The sequence below is a fragment of the Leptolyngbya sp. Heron Island J genome, assembly GCF_000482245.1.
In the GTDB taxonomy this organism is placed as follows: Bacteria; Cyanobacteriota; Cyanobacteriia; order Phormidesmidales; family Phormidesmidaceae; genus Leptothoe.
Window position 1 is genome coordinate 65,970 of record NZ_AWNH01000106.1, and the last position, 20,822, is coordinate 86,791.

Genomic DNA, 20,822 nt, shown 5'->3' on the forward strand with positions numbered 1-20,822 from the left:
TGTACAAGTATAGTGCATGCAAACTGACAACGTTTGGAATCATCATCATTGAAAGGCTCGGTGATTTATGGCGGTCCAGGGATATCACGGTTATCTTGATAACGATGCTGAGCAAAATCGTCTATGTCGTCAAAACCGCATAGCTTTCGGGCCAGCCCTGAAGGATTGCAAAAGCTAGAGGCTGCTAAAGCTGAATTGAACCTGAGCTTTGCAGCGATTGCTAAGCAGGCTGGCATGAGTGCGGATACGGTTAGTCGATTATTTCATCCGGAGCGGGGCAGGCGAGTGAGTGAGGCGAGCTTAATAGCCATTCTTCAAGTGTTAGAAGTGACTCCTGAAGAGCTTAGTGCTGTTGGCAATAACAAGTATGGACTTACTGAAGCCCAAAGGCGCATTCAAGCAGTTATCGACAATCATGAGACCACACTTGATCTATCAGGTTTAGAACTCATCTCAGTGCCGAAAGAGTTGGGACAGCTCAATAACCTGACTCGACTTTACCTATCCCAAAATCAACTTATCTCAGTGCCGAAAGAGTTAGGGCAGCTTAACAACCTTATGGTGCTTTACCTATCCCACAATCAACTTACCTCAGTGCCGAAAGAGTTGGGGCAGCTTAACAACCTTATGGTGCTTTACCTATCCCACAATCAGCTCACCTCAGTGCCGAAAGAGTTGAGGCAGCTCACCAACCTGACTTGGCTGGACCTATCCCACAATCAGCTCACCTCAGTACCAAAAGAGTTGAGGCAGCTCACCAACCTGGCTTGGCTGGACCTCTCGCGCAATCAGCTCATTTCAGTGCCGAAAGAGTTGGGGCAGCTTAACAATCTGACTCGGTTTGAATGTTCCCGTAATCAGCTCATTTCAGTGCCGAAAGAGTTGGGGCAGCTTAACAATCTGACTCGGTTTGAATGTTCCTACAATCAGCTCACTTCAGTGCCAAAAGAGTTAGGGCAGCTTAACAATTTGGCAGAGCTTTACCTATCCCACAATCAACTCACCTCAGTGCCGAAAGAGTTGGGTCAGCTCACCAACCTGACAGAGCTTTTCCTTGATCAGAATCAACTTACTGCTATACCAAAAGAGTTAGGTCAGCTTACCAACCTGACGGGGCTGTGTCTCTCCAACAATCAACTGACCTCAGTGCCGAAAGAGTTAGGTCAGCTCACCAATCTGGCAGAGCTGTTTGTCTCCAACAATCAACTGACCTCAGTGCCAAAAGAACTGGGACAACTTACCAACCTGACGGGGCTTTACCTTGCCAAAAACCAACTCAACTCAATGCCAAAGGAGTTAGCACAGCTCAATGACCTAATGGAGCTTTACCTTGACCAAAATCGACTCACCTCAGTTCCAAAAGAGTTGGGACAGCTCACTAACCTAATGGGACTTGACCTTGACAATAATCGACTTATCTCAGTGCCAGAAGAGTTAGGACAGCTTAAGAATCTGACTCGGCTCTACCTCCATGAAAATGAGCAATTAGGCATTTCCAGAGAAATTCTTGGTCCCACTTGGCAGGAGGTTGACTCTGGCGCAACGCCAGCAAAACCCGAGGATATTCTCAACTACTACTTCCGCATACAGGTTGATCGTCAACCCTTAAACGAAGCAAAACTAATTTTGGTGGGTTTTGGTGCCGTGGGAAAAACCTCCCTTGTCAATCGGCTTATTTATAACGAATTTGACTCAAAGTCTAAGAAAACAGAAGGTATTCAAATCACCCAGTGGTCTATTCAGTTAAACCAAACTGAAGATATCAAACTTCACGTATGGGACTTTGGTGGTCAAGAGATTATGCACTCTACTCACCAGTTTTTTCTCACTGAGCGTAGTCTTTACTTGCTAGTACTCAACGGTCGTCAGGGGCATGAAGATGCGGATGCAGAATACTGGCTAGAGCTAATCCAAAGCTTTGGAGGTGATTCTCCTGTTATTGTTGTGCTCAATAAAGTCAAAGAGCATCCTTTTGATGTCAACCGTCGTGCGCTGCAACAAAAGTTCCCTAATATTCGTGAATTTATTCAAACCGACTGTGAAACAGAAATTGGCATTGATGATCTAAGAAGAGCAATTAAACGAGAAACGGATCGCCTGGAGCATCTGCGATCTCCTTTCCCAGCTAGCTGGGTTGACATTAAAAATCGACTGGCAGATATGTCTGAAAACTACATCTCCTTTGAGAAATATCGAGAAATTTGCCAAAGCGACGGAGAAGTAGATCAGAGTGCCCAAGATTCATTAGCGGTTCATCTTCACAGTCTGGGTATTGCTCTGAATTACAAAGACGATAGCCGTCTGCGTGACACCCACGTACTCAATCCTCATTGGGTCACTAATGGTATCTACACACTACTCAATGCTCATGAACTAGCCGATACCCGAGGTGAACTAGAGTTGGCCTGCTTGGCTAGAAACCTTGACTCTCAGAACTACCCTCCTGAACGTCATGGATTTTTGTTAGAACTGATGCGTAAGTTCGAGCTGTGTTTTCGGTTTGAGGAAGATGATAACCGCTACCTGATTCCTGAACTGCTGGACAAACAGCAACCCTCGGAAGCATCGGCTTTTGTCCTGGCTGAATGTCTAAACTTTCGCTATCAGTATCCCATCCTGCCCGAAGGACTGTTACCACGGTTCATTGTGCGTACTCATGTGCTCAGCAAGCATCAACTCCGCTGGCGTACTGGCGTAATTCTCAACTTTGAAGGCAACCGTGCCCTGGTCAAAGCTGATCCTCAGGATCGCTGCGTCACTATTAGTGTTAATGGCCCCCTGGCAAGCCGTCGTCGTCTGTTGGCGATCATTCGCTATGACTTTGAGCGCATTCACAGTCACTTCAAGACCAAACCCAAAGAAAAAGTCCCTGTTCCTGGTCATCCATCAGTTTCAGTAGATTATCAAGAACTCCTCACCCGCGAAGAGGCTAGACAAACTACCTTTGACATTTTTATAGGTGATGGTTTACTTGGGCTCAACGTTAGAGATTTACTCAACGGCGTCGATTTGGAGGACCAGGGTAAAGAGAGGATCGATTTCAAACGACAAGACCAAGCGCTATGTCTGTTCTACAGCTATGCCCATAAAGATGAAACTCTGCGCGATGAGCTAGAAACTCACCTCAAGTTGTTGCAACGCCAGGGGCTGATCCAGCCCTGGCACAACCGTCGCATTATTGCAGGGGAAGACTGGGCCGACGAAATCGATGACAATCTGAATCGTGCAGACATTATCTTGTTGTTGATTAGTGCTGACTTTATTGCCTCAGACTATTGCTATAAAAACGAACTTGGGCAAGCCATGGCCCAGCACAACGCTGGCACAGCCCGAGTCATCCCCATAATTCTGCGTCCCGCTGACTGGAGCGGCACACCCTTCCATGAGCTGCAAGCATTTCCTACTAATGGAAACCCCGTTACCTCCTGGTCTAACCGCGATGAAGCCTGGCTCAATGTAGAAACGGCTATTAAAGAAGCAATTAAAGCTATCAAAGCCAAACGCGATCGCTAACTTAATCCAACCCTTGAGCCACATCTCCCAAATACTTCTGAACAAACGTCTCAGCGGCTTCTGAATTTAGTGTTCTTAGCGCTTTAACAATATCTACCAACGTTTCAGAGGTAGGATCGCGCATCTCATGTACCCAGCGATACACATTCGTACGCTCGATGCCCAATGTTGCAGCGAGGCTGTATTGGCTAATGGCATAGGTCTCTAGAACCTGTTTTAGAACGCGTCCGGCTTTTCCCATGACCCTCATCCTGTCAGAAGATCATGCGCCATGAAAGTATACCTACTAGTTGACGTATACCCAATGGACAACTAAATTTAAAGCGTGAACCATTTGGTGTACATCTTGACTATGCAAATCCAAAGCTTTGTCGCTTTATCTGAGTCCGCTATTGCTCCAGAAGCCTCGCTTCAGCTCTACTCAGTCTCTAAACCTGATCGCGAACCTGTCAAAATCCTCATCATCGGTTCCCAGGCTGCTGTCAACACCATCATCCACAGCCTCCACTATCACAATTTTGCCGAACCCTTCGAATGGACCCAGTTTTTACCCAAAGATCGTCCCATCCAACCCCAACCCGGTGAATCCATGCGGGCTCTGATTAAATACCTACCTCAACCATGAGTTCACCCCTAATTAAGTCAAATACCGAGAGCTGAGCGAAGTCGAAGCCCGTCTGCACCAAGCCTTTCTAACGCTGTTTAGTCATAGCAATAACTCCTGCCACCGTAAAGCTTGGGATATCGCCGAGAGTGGGTAGCGTATCATCCCCGGCATAAATCATGGGTAGCTCTTGCTCCTCCCAAAAGCAACCGAAGTTGCCAAGTAATCAGGACAGTTTGCCCTAGTCCATTTACAAAAGACAATGTTCGCACCTTCAGGTGAAACGTGATTCACCTTATGTTGACATGCCAGGAGTCAAAAACCGCACTAAATACTGAATTGCGTAATCAACATCCTCCGGCTGACTACTCTTTAGCAGTGAATCTGGCTTACCCGCTTCATTTTGCACTCGAATCAATGTGGCAATCACAAGATCCAATTTCCAGTTCAACTCTCGTCGGGAGCAGTCGGGAATCACCTGCTGCAAAATATTGAGAAATGCCAGCCGACTGTCCATAAACTCCCCGCTAGCAATGCTCTGTAGTGGTTCTGGCTCACTCCAACAGCGCCCCATAAACTGAGCCCGCACCGTCCGAAATGACTCATTTTGAACAATCTTCTGAAAGCATGGCCTAATAAACGCTGTCAAGATCTCCTCAACCGATGGCAATGTCTCTCTCTTTTGCAGTTTATCTAGAATAGTCAACTGTTCTACCACAATCGGTTTAGCAATCCGAGAGAAAATCGCCCGAAATAGCTCTTCCTTGGAACCAAAATGATAGTTAACCGCCGCCAGGTTTGCATTGGCTTGATTTGCGATCGCACGTACAGTAGTCCCCGCATAGCCCCGCTCAGCAATTAACTGCTCAGCGACATTCAGGAGTTGTTCTTTGGTATCAGCGGATGCTGCACTCGCCATTAAAGTAATCTATGCTCCAAAAATGAATGATTAATCAGATCGGCACTTCAGCCATCATAAGCGACCGCTAAGATATAACGCTTTAGACCCGTTGATCAGAAAACGACACTGAAAAAATCAAATTTTTATTTGCCAATTATTCAAACGTACGTTTTAATTGTATCAAACATACGTTTGAATGAAGCCTGTGGCTTTAAATCCAGTCATCTGCATTCGTGTTTTTGATTAGGATGCGATAGCCTGCCCTGGGCTCAAAACCCAGGGCTAATTAAATCAAGACCCCCTCCAGGGGGGCTTGAACTATGAAAGCTTTGCATCCATAGGATTACAGCCAGCCTTTTCTTTTCAGTGGACAGCTCCCAATTAGCGCTAGGTCTCGAACCCAGCGTGGACTGAATCCTCAAAACCGACCCCATAAATAGCCTTTAGATCTATCCAGCAGTGCAATAGCCACTAATCTTTTTCGATTACTGTTCAAACATACGTTTGTTTTTAATGGACTGTTAGCGCCATGACCTTTAAATCACCAGCCTTAACCTCGGCCTTATCCACAGTCTTTGGCACTTCTCGCCAACGCTTAGCCTTAATCTGTTTAGGAATCATGGGCTTGTTCATGATTGGCATTCCTAGAGTTAAAGAGCGCATCGCTAGCTCAGCTGAGGAACCTATTGCCCAGACAGATAGAATCTTGCCCGTAGAGACCCTAACTGTTACTCCCGTTAACCGCTACTCTGTATCACGCACCTACACAGGGGAAATTGCATCGCTGCGGGCCAGCGAGCTGGGCTTCGAGCGCAGTGGCCAGCTGGTGGAAGTGTTGGTGGATGAGGGAAATGTGGTAGAAACGGGCGCGCCTCTGGCTCGTTTAGATATTCGTAACTTGCAAACACAGCGGCAACAGCTGTTGGCGGAAAAGGCGCGGGCCAATGCTCAGCTGGCAGAACTCCAGGCTGGAGCCCGGTCTGAGGATATTGCTGCAGCGGCTGCGGCGGTCAGAGATTTGGAAGAACAGCTACGATTGCAGCAGGTGCAGCGATCGCGACGTGAATCTCTCTATACTCAGGGCGCAATTTCCCGCGAAGAGCTGGATGAATTTTCTTTTGGCGAAGGGGCACTCCAGGCCCGGCTAGATCAGTCTCGCAGTCAGCTGCAGGAGCTGCAAAATGGTACTCGACCTGAGCAGGTGATGGCGCAGCAGGCGCTGGTGCAGCAGCTGGATGCCACCATTGCTGATTTAGATGTGACGATTGCCAAAAGCACCCTGCGAGCTCCCTTTACGGGTGTGATTTCAACTAAACAAGTGGATGAAGGTACCGTAGTCGGTGCGGGTCAGTCGGTCATCCGTCTTTTAGAAAGTGCCACTCCTGAGGCCAGGGTTGGCATGCCCATTAGTGCTATTGATCAGCTAAATATTGGTGATGAGAAAACAGTATATCTGGGTGAGCGCTCCTACTCAGCGACAGTCTCGTCGATTTTGCCGGAGGTTGATGCGCAAACCCGCACCCAAACAGTTGTGCTGGCGTTGGAATCTGCTGCTGCTAGCCAGGCGAATTCCGGGCAAACCGTGCGGTTGAATTTGCAAGAGTCGATTCCTACAGAGGGGATGTGGCTACCCACTGAGGCCCTAACCCAAGGGATTCGTGGCCTGTGGACTTCCTATGTGCTGGTGCCAGAAGAGAACGCTGACGGAGAACGCTATACAGTACAGCCCCAATCCGTAGAAATTTTATACCAGGATAGCGATCGCGTTCTCGTTCGCGGCACCCTCCAACCCAACGATGTAGTTGTTGCTAGTGGTCCCCATCGCCTCGTCCCAGGTCAACTAGTCACTCCAGCTCAGTAAAGGCACACCGCCGAAGTGTAAGGGCGCACCGTCGTGCGCCCCAAGTATCCCTAGGAATCCACCACCATGGTTAGACCGTTTTATCGCAACATGCGGCTGCTGATCCTCACCATTGTGATGATTATGGTATGGGGCTTTGTCTCCTTTCAGGCCTTGCCCCGCCAAGAAGATCCCGAGCTAGTCTCTCGCATCGCCGTAGTCCAGACAGCCTACCCCGGTGCCAATGCCGAACGGGTGGAGGCGTTAGTCACAGAAGTGATTGAAGCAGAACTCTCAGAACTTGAAGAGATCGCCGTACTCTCTTCTGATTCACGGGTCGGATTTTCCACTGTGACTGTTGAGCTGAGTGAATCGATTTTAGATGCTCAGCCGGTCTGGTCTAAAGTGCGTGATGAGCTGGCTGATGCCGCGATCAGCTTACCAACTGGTGCGAGTGAACCAGAGCTAGATGAGGCGTTTGTTAAAGCCTATACGATGATTGCTTCGCTGACTTGGCAGCTGCCTATAGAGCCAAACTATGCGGTTTTACGTCGCTATGGGGAGGAGCTGGCTCTGCGTTTGCGAGGCACCAGCGGCACCGAAGAAGTGGAACTGTTTGGTGACCCGGCGGAAGAGATTGTGGTAGAGGTGGATGCGCCCAGCCTGACGGCAGTGGGGCTGTCTCCCCAAGATTTAGCCAGTCGGATTCAAACCAGTGATGCTAAGGTGACGGCTGGTCAGCTGCGCAGTGCTGACCAGAATTTGACCATTGAGGTAGCAGGAGAATTAGAGACCTTAGACCAAATTCGTCAAGTGGCGATTCAAACGGGCGATGGACAGTTTACTCGTTTGAGCGATATTGCTCAGGTGTATCGGGGTGTGCAGCAACCCCTAACGGATTTGTCTCTTGTGAGTGGTAAACCGGCGATTGTGGCTGGCATCATGATGGATTCGGGTATGCGTATTGATGTCTGGGCTGAGACTGTGCGTGAGGTCTTAGCAGATTTTGCCGCTCAGCTACCCCAGGGGGTAAGCCTGGATGTCGTGTTTGACCAAAGCAACTATGTAGAGGAGAGAATTAGTAAGCTATTGGGGAATCTGGTGCTGGGGGCGTTGCTGGTAGTGGGTGTCACCCTATTCACCATGGGGTGGCGGTCGGCTTTGGTGGTGGGTACAGCCCTGCCAATTACCTCCATGGCGGTGTTTGGCTGGATGACGGTGTTTGGGGTGCCTATTCATCAGATGTCGGTCACTGGCCTGATTATTGCCCTGGGTTTGCTGATTGACAATGCCATTATTGCCGTCGATGAAATTCAGATGGAAATGCAACACGGTCATCGACCGGTTGATGCGGTGGCTAAAACGGTGGATTACTTGAAGGTGCCGTTGTTTGCGTCTACGGTAACGACGGTGATGACATTTTTGCCAATCTATCTGCTGCCAGGGGCGGCAGGAGAGTTTGTGGGGACGATTGCGCTAGGGGTGATTGTGGCCTTAATCTCGTCGTTGGCGCTATCGCTAACAGTAATTTCTGCGCTGGCTGGACGAGTGTTGGGACGTAGCCAAACTAAGGCTCATCAGCTCTTAGATTCTACTCAAACTGGGCCAATTAAATCACTCCAGAGATTTTTGCTGCGTCCTGGTAGCTGGTGGGCAGATGGGTTTTCTTCGCCGTTGCTGTCGCGTCCCTATCGGCAAACACTGCAGTGGACGATGCGGTGGCCTTTATTTGCGATCGCACTCTCCCTCACCATCCCGATGATCGGGTTTATTGCTGCCTCCACCCTTGATCAGCAGTTTTTCCCCTCAGGCGATCGCGACCAGCTGCAGGTAGAAGTGGAATTTGCCCCTCAAACTGCTATTGTCCAAACCCGTGAGCAAATGCTGCAGGCCCGTCAGGTGGTGCTAGAAAATCCTAATGTTGACGAGGTGCACTGGTTTGTTGGGGAAAGTGCTCCTAAGTTTTACTACAACTTTACCGGCAACCGTCGTAATCAGACGCAGTATGCCCAGGCGATGGTGCAGCTCAACACGAATCAAAACCTGGCCGAGCTCGTGCGGACTTTGCAAACACAGTTAGATAATGTGCTGCCAGCTGCTCGTGTGTTAGTCAAACAGCTGGAACAGGGACCACCCTTCGATGCTCCCATTGAGCTACGGCTTTATGGTCCCAATATTGCTGAACTACGACGACTGGGAGTTCAGGCCCGACAAATTCTGACCAGCGTTCCTGATGTGGTGTATGTACGTGATGATTTAACCGAAGCCCTACCCAAATTGGGTCTAACCATCGATGAAGAACAAGCTCAACAAGCTGGGCTCAACAATACTGCCATTGCGCAGCAGCTTGAGGCTTACTTGGAGGGCAGTGTTGGTGGTTCGGTGCTGGAGGCAACTGAGAATCTGCCAGTGCGGGTCCGGGTGGCCAATAGCGATCGCGCCGATCTGAGCCAGATTGCTTCTTTGGATTTATTAGGAGCGGGTAACCGGGCCTCTACCGCTGCCTTGGGAGAGTTTACCCTGGTGCCTGAACTGGCCAAGATTGCCCGCCGTAATGAGCAGCGAGTGAACACGGTACAGGGATTTATCAGCGCTGGCGTCTTACCCTCTGTGGTCCAAAATGCCTTTGAGCAACAGTTGGCTGAGGCTAACTTTGAGGTTCCTCCCGGTTACTGGTTTGAGTTTGGGGGAGAACAGGCTGAACAAAGTCAGGCCCAGGGGAATTTGCTGCTCTATGTGCCGCTGCTGACGTTGGTGATGGTGATTGCCTTAGTGCTGTCCCTGGGCTCATTCCGTCAGGCTGGTATTGTCGCAGTGGTGGGGATGGGCTCGGTGGGAATGGCGTTGTTTTCGCTCAAGATATTTGGCTCTGTGCTGGGATTTATGGCCATTGTTGGCAGTATGGGTCTGGTGGGAATTGCTATCAATGACACGGTGATTGTGCTGTCAGCTCTGAATGAAGATAGCTTGTCAAAGCTGGGGGACCGGCGGGCTATTGTTGAGGTGGTGCTGAAAGCAACTCGTCATGTAATCACCACAACCATTACGACTATTGCTGGGTTTATCCCGTTGATTATCAGTGGGGGCTTGTTTTGGCGGCCCCTGGCGGTTGCGATCGCAGGCGGTATCACCGGCTCATCAATCATGGCGCTATATTTTGTCCCAGCTGTTTACAGCCTGATCTACCGTTCTAGACGGAAAAAGATACCAAGTCATGCATCTTCTCATGTGCTCGAAACCGCTGTATAAAACTGTTGTATAAAGCAAAGAGAGTCCCTCACTGAGAGACTCTCTTAACTATCGAGTATTCACTTAATAAAGAGTTATCCCAATAGCTCTAAATGCGCTTAGCGCCAGCTATACGCCTTCAGTTGCGCCAGCGGCTGCCTGCCAGGCCCCTAGACCACCTATCAGCTCAGCTACATTTTCAAAGCCAGCATCACGTAGCTTGGTGGCAGCATTAGTGGTTGCTGTATCAGTACCACCATAAACATAGATATCACGCTCAATCTCAAGACTGGCAGATGCACGAGCTACTAACTCATCCACAGGCATCGAGATCGCCCCTGAAATCCGTTTGGCGTTAAAAAGAGCTCGATTTCTTACGTCAATAATAGTTAGCGCAGGCTCGCCCCAATCTAGACGCTCCTTGAGATCAAATACAGTCGAAACAGCTTTAAGAGGCTGAGGAGTGGGAAAAAGTGTAGAAGACATTTATTGCGGCAGCTACAAATGCTGCAGTTTAGAGCGACTTCTCAATTGTAACGAAATTTAAATAAAAAGTAATTTATATTTCATAACATTGACAGGAAACTTGGCCGTTATTTCATTCAGCCATCCACCCATTCACTCATCCACATTTGATAGTGGGCAACCACGCCACCGAGTACCAGGGACTGTCCGATATGACCTAGGCACAGACAGGCTGCACACAGATACAGGAAAATAAAACAATACAAAAGCTCAAGCCCTTGCCCTCAGAGGATCTCAGCGTGTCTGATCGAGGGATTAATCTTGTGTAAATATAGGACTTGATGCATTCGTGTACAATGAATAATAAAGAAATTATTAAAGCCTATTTAATATTCTGTTAGAGAAGAAAATATACTGGCAATAGCAGAGCAATAGGCATGGATGCTTCAACGCTACGATTACTTTGGTCTGTGGTCTTAGAAAATTCATCAGAGAGTATCGCTAGTCTCCCTGACTCTCTTTTTGTTAGGCACTTTCTTGAACAAATTCAGACTCGGGTCTATTTAAGCTCGGCGGAACAGATGGCAATGAAATCCTATTTGCAAACTAAACGACCTCTCATTCTTGAGATGATGCAGGGCTAATAGTTGTTTTGCTTTGGGAAGAGCTGTCTGTCAAAAATCTAGGAAACTGATAGCTCAATGAAGGGCTCTCTTGTTCAGAGGTACAAAGGGAGCCCTTCTATTAGTACTATCCTCTATCCCGGCTGGGCTTGAGCATTCTTTTGTAAAAGATTGATAATCTCAGCTTTTTCTAAGAGGCCAACCAGAGTGCCATTTTCTTGAGTGACTGCTAAAGCCTGAGTGTTTTGGGCTTCTAGTTGTTGAATAACATCTAGTAAAGGCTGACTCGCTTCAACCCTGATTTCCTGGCCAATGGGTTTTAGAAAATCACGTACCTGATAAGTCGCCCACTGATCTGATGGCACTGCCTTCAGTGCATCTAGTTCGATCGCTCCGACTAGCTGGTCGTCACTGGTTTTGACCAAAAAGCGACGCCAAGGGCTGTTGTTATTGAGCACTATGGCCGTGTCTGCAAAGGCACGTAAGGTGTCGTCTACGTTAACAACGGGGCTGTTTTCGAGGACGACATCGGCTGCAGTGAGTCCTGAGAGTGCTTCTTGAACAGTGGCTGATTGTGCAGACTGGCCAGCATTCTGAAGAATAAACCAACCAATAATCAGAGTCCAGAAGCTACCTGCGGTCGATAGGCCTAAAACGGAAAGTACGCCTAAAATGATTGCTGACCAACCAATCACCTGGCCTGAACGACTGGCCCAGCGAATCCCTCGATAGCGGTTGCCGGATAGCTGCCAAACAATTGCTTTCAGAACATTACCGCCATCTAGGGGTAGTCCTGGGATCATGTTGAATGTTGCTAGAACCAAATTAATGTAGGCCAACAAGCCAGTAATTGCTGCTACAGGACCTGCCACTAAACCACTGCTGGTTACCAGAGTCAGTAGACCAAACAGAGCCAAACTAACCAGCGGACCCGCCACAGCAATCCAGAAAGCGCCAGCTGGAGTCTTGGCTTCATCCTCTAAGCTTGCCAATCCGCCAAATAAGAAGAGCGTGATTGAATTAACCCGAATCCCCTGTTGCTGAGCGGCGAAACTATGACCTAGTTCATGGAGAAGTACAGAAACAAATAGGAGAATACCTGCGACTAATCCCAGGATAAGTGCACTCCCCCCAAGCCATGGAAACTGGGCTGCTAGTCCACCGCCAAAATTTAGGGCGGTGAGGGCGAGTACGAAAAACCAGGAAATATTGATAAAGAAGGGAATACCAAACAAATTCCCAATTCGAAGATTACCGTTCATATCGGTCTCCTTTCATGGAAGTTGAGCTGGATGATGCGGCTCTTCGGTGCTGTTTGAAGGCGTTTTGAGGCGATGTCCAGCTCATTTGTATTGTAACGAACTGTAAATATGTGTTCATCATTTGTAGGTGGTAATAGCCGTCCGCTCAGCAGTTCGGTCTATTGACCGCCAAGGGCGAGGTTGGGTAGCTGATACCAGGGGATGTTGGGATGGCTGTGGTGCTCCCGATGATAGCCAAAGTGATAACAGGTCAACAAAGACAACACTATTGGATAGTAGTAACTGCGGGGCTGATGGGGGCTATCTCTGAGGGGTTCTCGGCAGCTATCCGTGTGGTGCGGTAAAAAGATGCCAAAGGTAAATAGCTGAAATGAGCTTAGAATCCAGGGCAGAATCCAAAATAAAGCTATGTTTTGTAGGGGAACATCGGCGACAACTATTAGGGAGAGTGTTGTTAATCCGATGCCAGTGATGATGCCGCCTAGGTTACGCCAGATCAGGTAGCTACTGATAAAGTGGCAGTACCACTGGATAAAGTACTGAATCAGATGACCGTCAGGCTTTGGGTAAAAGTCGGGGTCCTGGGGTTGAGCTGGATGGGCGTGATGCTGCCAGTGCAGTCTATGGCAGGTTTTATAGGGTAAAAAACCATACAGACTCAAAGCTATCTGACCGATCCAACGATTTTTAACAGGCTCATTGGGGACGATAGTACCGTGGATGGCATCATGGGCGGTGACAAAGAGCCCTGTATGCAAAAATGTTCTCAACAGAATTTCTGCTACAAGGGCAATGGGAGAGTCAGTTGGTGGATGCCCTAGAAGAAAAATGAGGCTCAGTAGCCAGGCGGTTGCGATCGCGATCGCAATCATCAATCCCATGTAGGCAGATGCCCCAATGCCCATCAAAAGCAGATACGCATATTTACATAAGTTAATGATATGCATCTAATAGGCTTAACTTTTGTTGCGGAAAATTGCGTAATCTAGTTCTGTCAGGAGATGGTGTAGGCAAGAGTACTTTTCAGTCAGCAGTTTGCCCTGCGTCAACTTGCCCTATGTCGTCTGAACTCCCCCTAGCTCCTCGCTACACACTAGATGATGAGTCTCCCTGGCTAGTCGGCATCGATCCAGTTCGTCGCTACTGGATCCGGGCCAACGGTGCAGAGGATATAAGAATTGCTATTCCAGGGCTTTCGACAGTTTCCTTTGAAACCTTAAAGGAAGCGATTAAGAGTTTTCGGACGTTGCCAGTTGGTGCAACGTTAACACTGCCAACGTTCACCACTGAACGGCTGACCATTCACTGCCTGGCCAATAATCTTTACGCTGTCCCTTACCCAATCAACGGTGCTCTAGCCTGGCATTTGTTTGATCGGGAGACAATTGAAGCATTTCTACTCACAGCCCACCCTGATTGGCAATGTGCGCCCCAGGATATTGCCCTGGGGCGAGATACCATTTTCCAATCATGGGGTCAGCCTAGTGCGGTTGCTTAGGCTATTGAGGGCGTATCCTTAGCAGTTCTTCTAACGTGGCAACAAGATCGACACGGACCGATTCAATTTTGTTGTCATCTGTCAGAACAAAGCACCAGACTACCTTAACCTTGAAGACAAGGGCAGTCACGCTGCCCCGGACATTGACTTGCAAACAATTGCATTCTCCAGAAAGCACCTCGGCATCCAGGAGGGATACGGTCATGCCATCTGCTTCTTTAATCAGATAGTCGGCAATATTGTCTCTGCCGACAACTGGGGCCTCAAAAGGAGGATAAAGACTCCCGTCAATGGCAAAGAGATCAGCTACTTGTTGATACTCACCCGAGTTAAACAGAGTAAAGTAGCGGAGAACAACTTCAGCAGATTTCCCCAGTTGGGCAATGGCTGCAAGCGGTCGCTCGATGGTTTGTGATACTGTCATTCGAGCTTAAGCAAAGGGGTCGTAACCCATGCTGATAACAGACTGACGTAAGAGAGTGATTTGTTGGCCAAACTCCAGTGCCACGATACCGCTATACACCTCACTAGCCCTGGGCGAGAGTTTGTAGACAGACGGTACACCAATCACGTCACCCGCCTTCATCATCTCCGCTAACTGGTACCAGAAGGCCAGCTTAGTATTGTTGGTCAGTACCCCATAGGCCCGAGTCATCGGGGTTCTAGCCCGATTAACCAAGTCCCGCATAAATGCTAGCTGCTCGTTGGGACTTAAGTCTTTTACTTGCCCTAATAGCCCTGTGGCAAACTGTAGACGAGCAGCACCCGTAGCTGCAGGGGTGACTGCACCATTCCCCATTTCTTTGTAAATAAACCAGAGTACGCCTAACTTGTCATCTGTAGATAAGCGGTTAAATAGAGTAAGCGTAGCTGGAACAGAACCTGCTAGGCCAAATGATTGCTGTGAAATGTTAGATGTAGTAAATGTCATGATTAAACGATTCCTTATTGGTTGAGTTCAACTGCAAGAACTAGTAGCGCTTCCAAGGTTTTTCTCAGGTTGAGCTGCCACATTAAACGGCTACTCAGACAACATTCAAACTGTGATGTAACCCGTGGATCTCATAGAACCGTTTCTTAACGTTCTTTTCTAATTGTAACTCAACGTAAAGAAACGTTGCTATTGACTTGACAATTTTCCTTATAGGAAAAGCCTATGGTCATTTAAAGCTATATGCGCCATTATGTTCGCTTACAAGCCAGGGTGCCACCATGGGTAAGGAGTATGAAGGGTCTCTACCCATGGGCAGTTGTAGTCCATGACACGACTGTGGCTCAGGTAGGGCTAGTGCCTACATATGCTAGCGAACGTTTTGCCTGAATCGTTACCTGGCTGTCATCATCGACATCCAAAACAGCCGTTTCTCCAGCGCGGACTTGTCCATGAAGGAGGGCTTCAGCCAGACTATCTTCCACCAGACGTGTAATTGCCCTTCTTAAAGGACGAGCGCCATAGCTGGGATCGTGACCTTCAATCACCAGCTTTTCTTTAAAGGCTGCTGTGAATTCAAGCTGAATCTTTTGTTCAGTCAGCCGTTTGGCAACATCCTGCAGCAGAATATCGGCAATCTGTTTAACCTCGGTACGGCTGAGGGGATGGAAGACAATGATCTCATCCAGGCGGTTGAGAAACTCAGGTCGAAAATGAGACTTTAAAGCATCGTTGACCTGGTCGCGGGTGCGGTTATATCGGGCGGTAGTCACATCCTCGTCAATCATTTCAAAGCCAAGGCTGCTGCCCTGTTTCTCAATGACACGAGAGCCAATATTCGAAGTCATGATGATCAGAGTATTTTTGAAATCTACCACCCGTCCCTGGGAGTCAGTCAGACGACCATCGTCTAACAGCTGCAGCAGTAGATTAAATACATCTGGATGGGCCTTTTCAATTTCGTCAAATAGGACCACTGTATAAGGCTTGCGTCGTACAGCTTCCGTTAGTTGTCCGCCATCGCCATAGCCGACATACCCAGGGGGGGAGCCAATCATCTTGGATACGGATTGAGACTCCATGTATTCAGACATATCCAGGCGAATAATGGCGTCTTCAGCGCCAAATACTGTATCTGCCAGGGCTTTTGTCAGCTCGGTTTTGCCAACACCTGTCGGACCACAGAAAATAAAGCTGGCAATGGGGCGCTGCGCACTGCGAATGCCAGCCCTGGCCCGTCGAATAGCTTTGGAGACTGCATTAACTGCATTTTCTTGGCCAATAATGTGCTGGTGGAGGGTGTCTTCTAACTTCATCAGCATGGCTGACTCAGTCTGGGTCATCTGATTGACTGGGATACCTGTCCACGATGCTACTATCTGGGCGATGTCTTCTACGGTAACCACGGGGCGTGGGGGGGTAGCTCTCTGTTCGTTAAACGCTTGCAGTTTAGCTGTCATGGCGAGTTCTTGATCGCGTAGCTGGCTGGCCTGAGCAAAATCTTGGGCTTTGACGGCTGCGTCTTTATCCCAAGTAATCTGACGTAGAGATTGTTTGAGTTCCCTGGTAAGTGATGTTTGGGAATGGCGCAGATGGACGCAAGAACCCGCTTCGTCAATCAAATCAATGGCCTTGTCTGGCAAATATCGATCGGTGATATAACGATCTGACAATTTGGCTGCGGCCACCAGGGCGTCGTCAGCAATCGTCAAATTATGATGCTGCTCATAGCTGGCTCGCACACCTTGCAAAATCTCAATGGTTGCTTCGATACTGGGTTCGTCAACCATAACGGGCTGAAAGCGTCGCTCTAAGGCCGCATCTTTTTCGATGTACTGACGATATTCGTCAAGGGTTGTGGCACCAATGCACTGTAGTTCGCCACGAGCCAGGGAAGGCTTGAGCATGTTGGCGGCATCCGTGCCGCCTTCCATCCCCCCTGCACCCACTAGGGTATGTAGTTCATCAATGAACAAAATGATGTTGCCAGCCTGATTCACTTCGGCCAGGATTTGCTGGAGCCGTTCTTCAAATTCTCCACGAAAGCGACTGCCAGCTACCAATGAATTGATGTCTAAACTCAACACCCGTTGGTTGCCTAGAAGCTCTGGGACATCCTGGTTGATAATGCGTTGGGCTAAGCCTTCTGCGATCGCAGTTTTACCCACACCCGGTTCACCAATCAGGACGGGATTGTTTTTACGACGACGACCCAGAATCTGCACAACCCGCTCAATTTCCGGCTTACGACCAACAACCGGATCAATTTGACCATCAGCCGCTAGCTGTGTCAGATCCCTAGCAAACTCTTCCAGGGCTTTGCCAGCAAAGCTGCTAGCATTTTGGCCCCTGGACGTTGGCACAGGTAAGCGCTCCCCCACTGCTCGAATAATTGCAATACGCAGCTTGGCTAAATCGACACCTAAGGCTTTGAGGAGCGTGGCTGCAGCGCTGGTTCCACGGCTGGTGATTGCTAGTAACAGATGCTCTGGCCCTACATATCCCTGGCCCAGCCGCTGCGCTTCCTTAGTAGATTGCTGCAAAAGCTGCTTGGCACCGGGAGTGAACGGAATTTCACCGGATATCCGGCTGTCCCCCTTGGTCAGCGTTGTTTCAACCGCTTTTTGAACAGCCTGTAATGTGATGCCATCATCCATCAAAAGTGGGGAAATTAGACTATCACCCTGGGCAACGATGCCAATCAGTATGAGTTCAGTGCCAACGTAGGATTGGCTTAACAGGCTGGCCTGCTGCTGGGCAATCATAATGGCTGAAACCGCCGTGTCATTGAAAAGCTCAAACATCGTAGGAAATACTCGGTAGGTGGTCGGCGAGATGGAGTGGATCGCTGCGTAACGGATGATCACCTGGATTTGAAACTGAAGTGTGATGATACCTTGGGTGCCAGGTTACGGTGCCAAGTTGCCAAGCCGACTCGGAAATAAGCTGCAACGTAGATAAAAGCTTCGATAAAAGTTTCCTCAGCTGTCTAAGTCCATTGCAAGCACTCCATCGATAAACTTATGTAAATAATTACATTAAAAACGTTAATCTAAATGAGCCTGGCTTAGGCAGGGGGGAAAGCCGTACAAACGTTCATTTAGCTTGCAATTATGGAGTTCGGCAACCCGTCTGATTGAGTTACGGCTTTCCACCATGTAGTCAATTCTGAGAATTGTTTACATTCATTAATATTGAGGGTTAATTAGATTGCACCTGGTCATTTCCCAGGGGTGATGTTTTGACGGCTCTGGTCAACGGACTGGCTTTGAGTTGGGGCATACCCCGGCGTCTAGAACTCAAACTTAAGAGCCTGCGTTTTGATGCCCTTATTACCCTGCGAGTTAATTCACCCAATTGAAGTTTGTTTATCAACGATTTTTAGACGATGAGCACTATTCAAAACGATACTGATTTAGTTCGTGTCTATCTAAAAGAGATTGGTCGGGTGCCGCTGCTGACACCGGAACAAGAGGTCACCTATGGAAAAGCTGTGCAGACTCTGATGATGTTGGAGTCGGTGAAGGCTGAACTGACAGAGGCTGTGGGTCATGAACTGACTCTAGATGAGTGGTCCAAGGCTGCCAATATGACGGTCGAAACCCTCCAGGCGGTGGTAGTAGCCGGTCAGCAGGCAAAACGGCAGATGGTGGAGGCTAATTTGAGACTGGTGGTCTCTGTTGCTAAAAAGTATCTTAAACGTGATGTTGAGATGTTAGACCTAATTCAAGAAGGCACCATTGGTCTCCAGCGGGGGGTGGAAAAGTTTGATCCATCCAAGGGATATCGGTTTTCTACCTATGCTTACTGGTGGATTCGACAGGCGGTGACACGTGCGATCGCAGAAAAAAGTCGCACCATGCGTTTGCCAATCCATATCCATGAAAAGATCAACAAGATCAAAAAGACCCAACGTCAACTAGCCCAACAGCTGGGGCGTTCCGCCACAGTACAGGAAGTCGCTAGTCAGCTCAAGTTAACACCAGAGCAAGTTCGCGATTGTCTCAGTCATATCCGTAGGCCCCTTTCTCTAGATTTACGGTTGGGAGACAACCAGGATATGGAGCTAGGTAGCCTATTAGAAGACGATGGCCCATCCCCAGAGGACTATGCTGCTCAAGGTTTAATGCACTCAGACGTGACCCATATGATGAATGCACTAACACCGCAGCAACAGGAAGTCATCTCCCTACACTTTGGTCTCAAGGATGGCCAAAAAATGACCTTTGCCCAAATTGGTGAACGACTGAACGTCAGTCGTGAGCGAGCCCGTCAAATTGAACGAGAAGCCTTTAAGTATCTACGTCGTGAATACGGTAACATCCGCAATCATCTAGCCACGGCTTAAGTCCTGTGTCGAATGGCTTTGCCATCTACAGCAGTGCATTCAGTTGTTGCACTTGTGTATTTTGTCTCTGCCGTAAAATACGCCGATAGGCATTTACCAAGGATTGTGCCAGCTGTCCTTCAATCAAAGCCGCCTCGTCACGAGACTCGCAGGGCGCGGCTAGTAGGGGCTGAACAGCGGGTTGCAAAAAGGTGCTAGTCAATTCAGTAAAGAGAGCTTCATCCCAAACCAAATCCGCCTCATAGGCTTCGGGGGTCACCGTTAAATGGGCTTTAGCTACGCAACGAATCACACTACGTAGTGGGTAGAAAAGATTCTGGGATGCCATGGCTAACCTTGGAACAATAAAGACACTGCTGAATTGTTGTGCAGTATACGTCTCTATTTTTTCCTCTGCAAACTTCTTTTTTAAGATGCCCACATAACAACATCGGAGATCTACGTAAGTACACGGGCTTCAGACACAAAAATATAGCCAGTGAAAGGAGGGTAATTTGGGACAATGACGAGTCCTAGAATTTTGCCAATCTAAGCAATTTTCTGATTCCTCCGTTCTCATGCCTCCGCCCTTGGCCATATTGCCCTTAAACATAAGAAAAGCCGGTGAACTTAAATTCACCGGCTTCAACGCCATGGCTTGAGTGGTCCGACTGTTAAATCAGTCGCGGATCAATGCTTAGGCAGGGTAAACCTGCAGAAGCTTACCAGCGAGGTAGCCGTAGCCGATAATGGGCTGGCTGCACTCATGCTTAACAGGACCAACCTGAGCAACCGCGGCTACACCGTATAGACCGGCAGTTAACTCAGCCTCTTCGGGAGTTCCTTCCCACTTCACTTCATACTCGTAGGTGTCCTTCTTGGTGCAGATGATGACTTCCACATCCTTTTCAGTTGCTTTGCCACCAATACCTTCAAAGGCGAAACGAACGTGTACTTCGGTGCCCAAACACATGAGCAGAGAAGTCAGTGGGCTCTTGTTAAACTTGACAGTCAAGCTAACGGCGAACTTTTCATTGTTAGCAACAATGTAAGGAGACTGGGAAGGAGCCACAGAGAACGGAGGTGCAGGAATACCAGCAGTACCGGCGATGACCAAACCGCTCATTTCAAAAAAAGCGGGGCCCAGAATGTTCTTGGAATAGGTCTCGGTTGCGGAATATTCAGTCAATGGTTGACTAGGCATTGTTGTAACCTCATATGTGTTTTTTGAGCTGATTTGCTAATACAATCTCGTGGTTTTATTGGAGTTTGTATTGCTTTTTGCTCAGCACATTCACATCATGCAGTTTTGTTATTCTGATGCCATCACCCCGCTGGGTACTGTTAAAAATTGGCAAAATAATTCAAATATAAATTATCGAACTTCTCTGGTTTTTAAGCATTGAAGGTTGATTTATAAATGTCATCACCCTGCCAGGTACTATTAGGAATTGACTAAATAACTGGAGCTTTAAATGTCTGATTAATAATGTCTGATCAATCGATTTTGAAGGGTTGAATAATTAATTTATGATTGCCATCACCCTGTCGTGTACTGTTGTAAAAACGATCAGTTATTCCACTTATAAGTCAACTATCCTAGGAGTTGACACGTGTTCTCAATCTTCCA

At 48.3% G+C, this 20,822-nt stretch carries 17 protein-coding genes; 6 read left to right on the forward strand and 11 right to left on the reverse strand.

Going from position 1 to position 20,822, the window contains the following annotated elements; genetic code table 11:
* The first annotated feature begins 123 nt into the window (after nucleotides 1-123).
* Entirely contained in the window at nucleotides 124-3,513 is a 3,390-nt protein-coding gene (locus tag N836_RS67460; RefSeq protein WP_023076066.1) for a COR domain-containing protein, read from the forward strand.
* Nucleotide 3,514: 1 nt separating this feature from the next.
* Here the strand turns inward: N836_RS67460 and N836_RS67465 are convergent, their stop codons facing one another.
* Complete coding sequence (locus N836_RS67465) at nucleotides 3,515-3,754, reverse strand: helix-turn-helix domain-containing protein (protein ID WP_023076067.1); 240 nt, start codon at nucleotides 3,752-3,754, stop codon at nucleotides 3,515-3,517.
* Between the two features lie 111 nt (nucleotides 3,755-3,865).
* On the opposite strand from N836_RS67465, the gene N836_RS67470 reads away from it, so the two are divergent.
* Nucleotides 3,866-4,138: a hypothetical protein gene (locus N836_RS67470; RefSeq protein WP_023076068.1), complete on the forward strand. Its 273-nt coding sequence runs from the start codon at nucleotides 3,866-3,868 to the stop codon at nucleotides 4,136-4,138.
* 274 nt (nucleotides 4,139-4,412) lie between these two features.
* Here the strand turns inward: N836_RS67470 and N836_RS67475 are convergent, their stop codons facing one another.
* Nucleotides 4,413-5,036, reverse strand: a complete 624-nt coding sequence (locus N836_RS67475) for a TetR/AcrR family transcriptional regulator (protein WP_023076069.1) — start codon at nucleotides 5,034-5,036, stop codon at nucleotides 4,413-4,415.
* A gap of 492 nt (nucleotides 5,037-5,528) precedes the next feature.
* Nucleotides 5,529-5,651: a hypothetical protein gene (locus N836_RS77985; protein WP_268744343.1), complete on the reverse strand. Its 123-nt coding sequence runs from the start codon at nucleotides 5,649-5,651 to the stop codon at nucleotides 5,529-5,531.
* Between N836_RS77985 and N836_RS67480 the strand changes: the two genes are divergently transcribed.
* Complete coding sequence (locus N836_RS67480) at nucleotides 5,650-6,879, forward strand: efflux RND transporter periplasmic adaptor subunit (RefSeq protein ID WP_023076071.1); 1,230 nt, start codon at nucleotides 5,650-5,652, stop codon at nucleotides 6,877-6,879. The two genes, N836_RS77985 and N836_RS67480, sit on opposite strands and share 2 nt — an antisense overlap.
* A gap of 66 nt (nucleotides 6,880-6,945) precedes the next feature.
* On the forward strand, nucleotides 6,946-10,107 hold the full coding sequence (locus tag N836_RS67485) for an efflux RND transporter permease subunit (RefSeq protein ID WP_031294188.1): 3,162 nt from the start codon (nucleotides 6,946-6,948) through the stop codon (nucleotides 10,105-10,107).
* Between the two features lie 108 nt (nucleotides 10,108-10,215).
* Here N836_RS67485 and N836_RS67490 read toward each other — a convergent pair whose 3' ends face one another.
* The 3 genes from N836_RS67490 to N836_RS67505 form a co-directional block, all read right to left on the reverse strand.
* On the reverse strand, nucleotides 10,216-10,572 hold the full coding sequence (locus N836_RS67490) for a rhodanese-like domain-containing protein (protein ID WP_023076073.1): 357 nt from the start codon (nucleotides 10,570-10,572) through the stop codon (nucleotides 10,216-10,218).
* Nucleotides 10,573-11,308: 736 nt separating this feature from the next.
* Nucleotides 11,309-12,436 carry a site-2 protease family protein gene (locus N836_RS67500; protein ID WP_023076075.1) on the reverse strand — a complete coding sequence of 376 codons (1,128 nt, stop codon included), beginning with the start codon at nucleotides 12,434-12,436 and terminating at the stop codon, nucleotides 11,309-11,311.
* Between the two features lie 158 nt (nucleotides 12,437-12,594).
* Nucleotides 12,595-13,383: a fatty acid desaturase gene (locus N836_RS67505; RefSeq protein ID WP_051394702.1), complete on the reverse strand. Its 789-nt coding sequence runs from the start codon at nucleotides 13,381-13,383 to the stop codon at nucleotides 12,595-12,597.
* A gap of 110 nt (nucleotides 13,384-13,493) precedes the next feature.
* On the opposite strand from N836_RS67505, the gene N836_RS67510 reads away from it, so the two are divergent.
* Nucleotides 13,494-13,934: a hypothetical protein gene (locus tag N836_RS67510; RefSeq protein WP_023076077.1), complete on the forward strand. Its 441-nt coding sequence runs from the start codon at nucleotides 13,494-13,496 to the stop codon at nucleotides 13,932-13,934.
* A gap of 1 nt (nucleotide 13,935) precedes the next feature.
* Here N836_RS67510 and N836_RS67515 read toward each other — a convergent pair whose 3' ends face one another.
* The 3 genes from N836_RS67515 to N836_RS67525 form a co-directional block, all read right to left on the reverse strand.
* Nucleotides 13,936-14,358: a nuclear transport factor 2 family protein gene (locus N836_RS67515; protein WP_023076078.1), complete on the reverse strand. Its 423-nt coding sequence runs from the start codon at nucleotides 14,356-14,358 to the stop codon at nucleotides 13,936-13,938.
* A 6-nt stretch (nucleotides 14,359-14,364) separates the two neighbouring features.
* Nucleotides 14,365-14,865: an orange carotenoid protein N-terminal domain-containing protein gene (locus tag N836_RS67520; RefSeq protein ID WP_023076079.1), complete on the reverse strand. Its 501-nt coding sequence runs from the start codon at nucleotides 14,863-14,865 to the stop codon at nucleotides 14,365-14,367.
* 344 nt (nucleotides 14,866-15,209) lie between these two features.
* Complete coding sequence (locus N836_RS67525; RefSeq protein WP_031294189.1) at nucleotides 15,210-17,669, reverse strand: ATP-dependent Clp protease ATP-binding subunit; 2,460 nt, start codon at nucleotides 17,667-17,669, stop codon at nucleotides 15,210-15,212.
* A gap of 584 nt (nucleotides 17,670-18,253) precedes the next feature.
* Here N836_RS67525 and N836_RS67530 point away from each other — a divergent pair.
* Nucleotides 18,254-19,213: an RNA polymerase sigma factor, RpoD/SigA family gene (locus N836_RS67530; RefSeq protein ID WP_023076081.1), complete on the forward strand. Its 960-nt coding sequence runs from the start codon at nucleotides 18,254-18,256 to the stop codon at nucleotides 19,211-19,213.
* A gap of 25 nt (nucleotides 19,214-19,238) precedes the next feature.
* Here N836_RS67530 and N836_RS67535 read toward each other — a convergent pair whose 3' ends face one another.
* Together N836_RS67535 and N836_RS67540 are read right to left on the reverse strand one after the other, a co-directional pair.
* Complete coding sequence (locus N836_RS67535; protein ID WP_023076082.1) at nucleotides 19,239-19,541, reverse strand: hypothetical protein; 303 nt, start codon at nucleotides 19,539-19,541, stop codon at nucleotides 19,239-19,241.
* A gap of 348 nt (nucleotides 19,542-19,889) precedes the next feature.
* Nucleotides 19,890-20,396: a hypothetical protein gene (locus tag N836_RS67540; protein WP_023076083.1), complete on the reverse strand. Its 507-nt coding sequence runs from the start codon at nucleotides 20,394-20,396 to the stop codon at nucleotides 19,890-19,892.
* Nucleotides 20,397-20,822 lie beyond the last annotated feature (426 nt).

What these genes read in the sequence shown, in the direction of transcription:
- N836_RS67520 (WP_023076079.1), bottom strand. Translation starts at nt 14,865, where the DNA reads ATGACATTTACTACATCTAACATTTCACAGCAATCATTTGGCCTAGCA.
- N836_RS67465 (WP_023076067.1), bottom strand. Translation starts at nt 3,754, where the DNA reads ATGGGAAAAGCCGGACGCGTTCTAAAACAGGTTCTAGAGACCTATGCC.
- N836_RS67500 (WP_023076075.1), bottom strand. Translation starts at nt 12,436, where the DNA reads ATGAACGGTAATCTTCGAATTGGGAATTTGTTTGGTATTCCCTTCTTT.
- N836_RS67530 (WP_023076081.1), top strand. Translation starts at nt 18,254, where the DNA reads ATGAGCACTATTCAAAACGATACTGATTTAGTTCGTGTCTATCTAAAA.
- N836_RS67505 (WP_051394702.1), bottom strand. Translation starts at nt 13,383, where the DNA reads ATGCATATCATTAACTTATGTAAATATGCGTATCTGCTTTTGATGGGC.
- N836_RS67485 (WP_031294188.1), top strand. Translation starts at nt 6,946, where the DNA reads ATGGTTAGACCGTTTTATCGCAACATGCGGCTGCTGATCCTCACCATT.
- N836_RS67460 (WP_023076066.1), top strand. Translation starts at nt 124, where the DNA reads ATGTCGTCAAAACCGCATAGCTTTCGGGCCAGCCCTGAAGGATTGCAA.
- N836_RS67510 (WP_023076077.1), top strand. Translation starts at nt 13,494, where the DNA reads ATGTCGTCTGAACTCCCCCTAGCTCCTCGCTACACACTAGATGATGAG.
- N836_RS67475 (WP_023076069.1), bottom strand. Translation starts at nt 5,036, where the DNA reads ATGGCGAGTGCAGCATCCGCTGATACCAAAGAACAACTCCTGAATGTC.
- N836_RS67490 (WP_023076073.1), bottom strand. Translation starts at nt 10,572, where the DNA reads ATGTCTTCTACACTTTTTCCCACTCCTCAGCCTCTTAAAGCTGTTTCG.
- N836_RS67535 (WP_023076082.1), bottom strand. Translation starts at nt 19,541, where the DNA reads ATGGCATCCCAGAATCTTTTCTACCCACTACGTAGTGTGATTCGTTGC.
- N836_RS77985 (WP_268744343.1), bottom strand. Translation starts at nt 5,651, where the DNA reads ATGAACAAGCCCATGATTCCTAAACAGATTAAGGCTAAGCGTTGGCGA.
- N836_RS67525 (WP_031294189.1), bottom strand. Translation starts at nt 17,669, where the DNA reads ATGTTTGAGCTTTTCAATGACACGGCGGTTTCAGCCATTATGATTGCC.
- N836_RS67470 (WP_023076068.1), top strand. Translation starts at nt 3,866, where the DNA reads ATGCAAATCCAAAGCTTTGTCGCTTTATCTGAGTCCGCTATTGCTCCA.
- N836_RS67515 (WP_023076078.1), bottom strand. Translation starts at nt 14,358, where the DNA reads ATGACAGTATCACAAACCATCGAGCGACCGCTTGCAGCCATTGCCCAA.
- N836_RS67540 (WP_023076083.1), bottom strand. Translation starts at nt 20,396, where the DNA reads ATGCCTAGTCAACCATTGACTGAATATTCCGCAACCGAGACCTATTCC.
- N836_RS67480 (WP_023076071.1), top strand. Translation starts at nt 5,650, where the DNA reads ATGATTGGCATTCCTAGAGTTAAAGAGCGCATCGCTAGCTCAGCTGAG.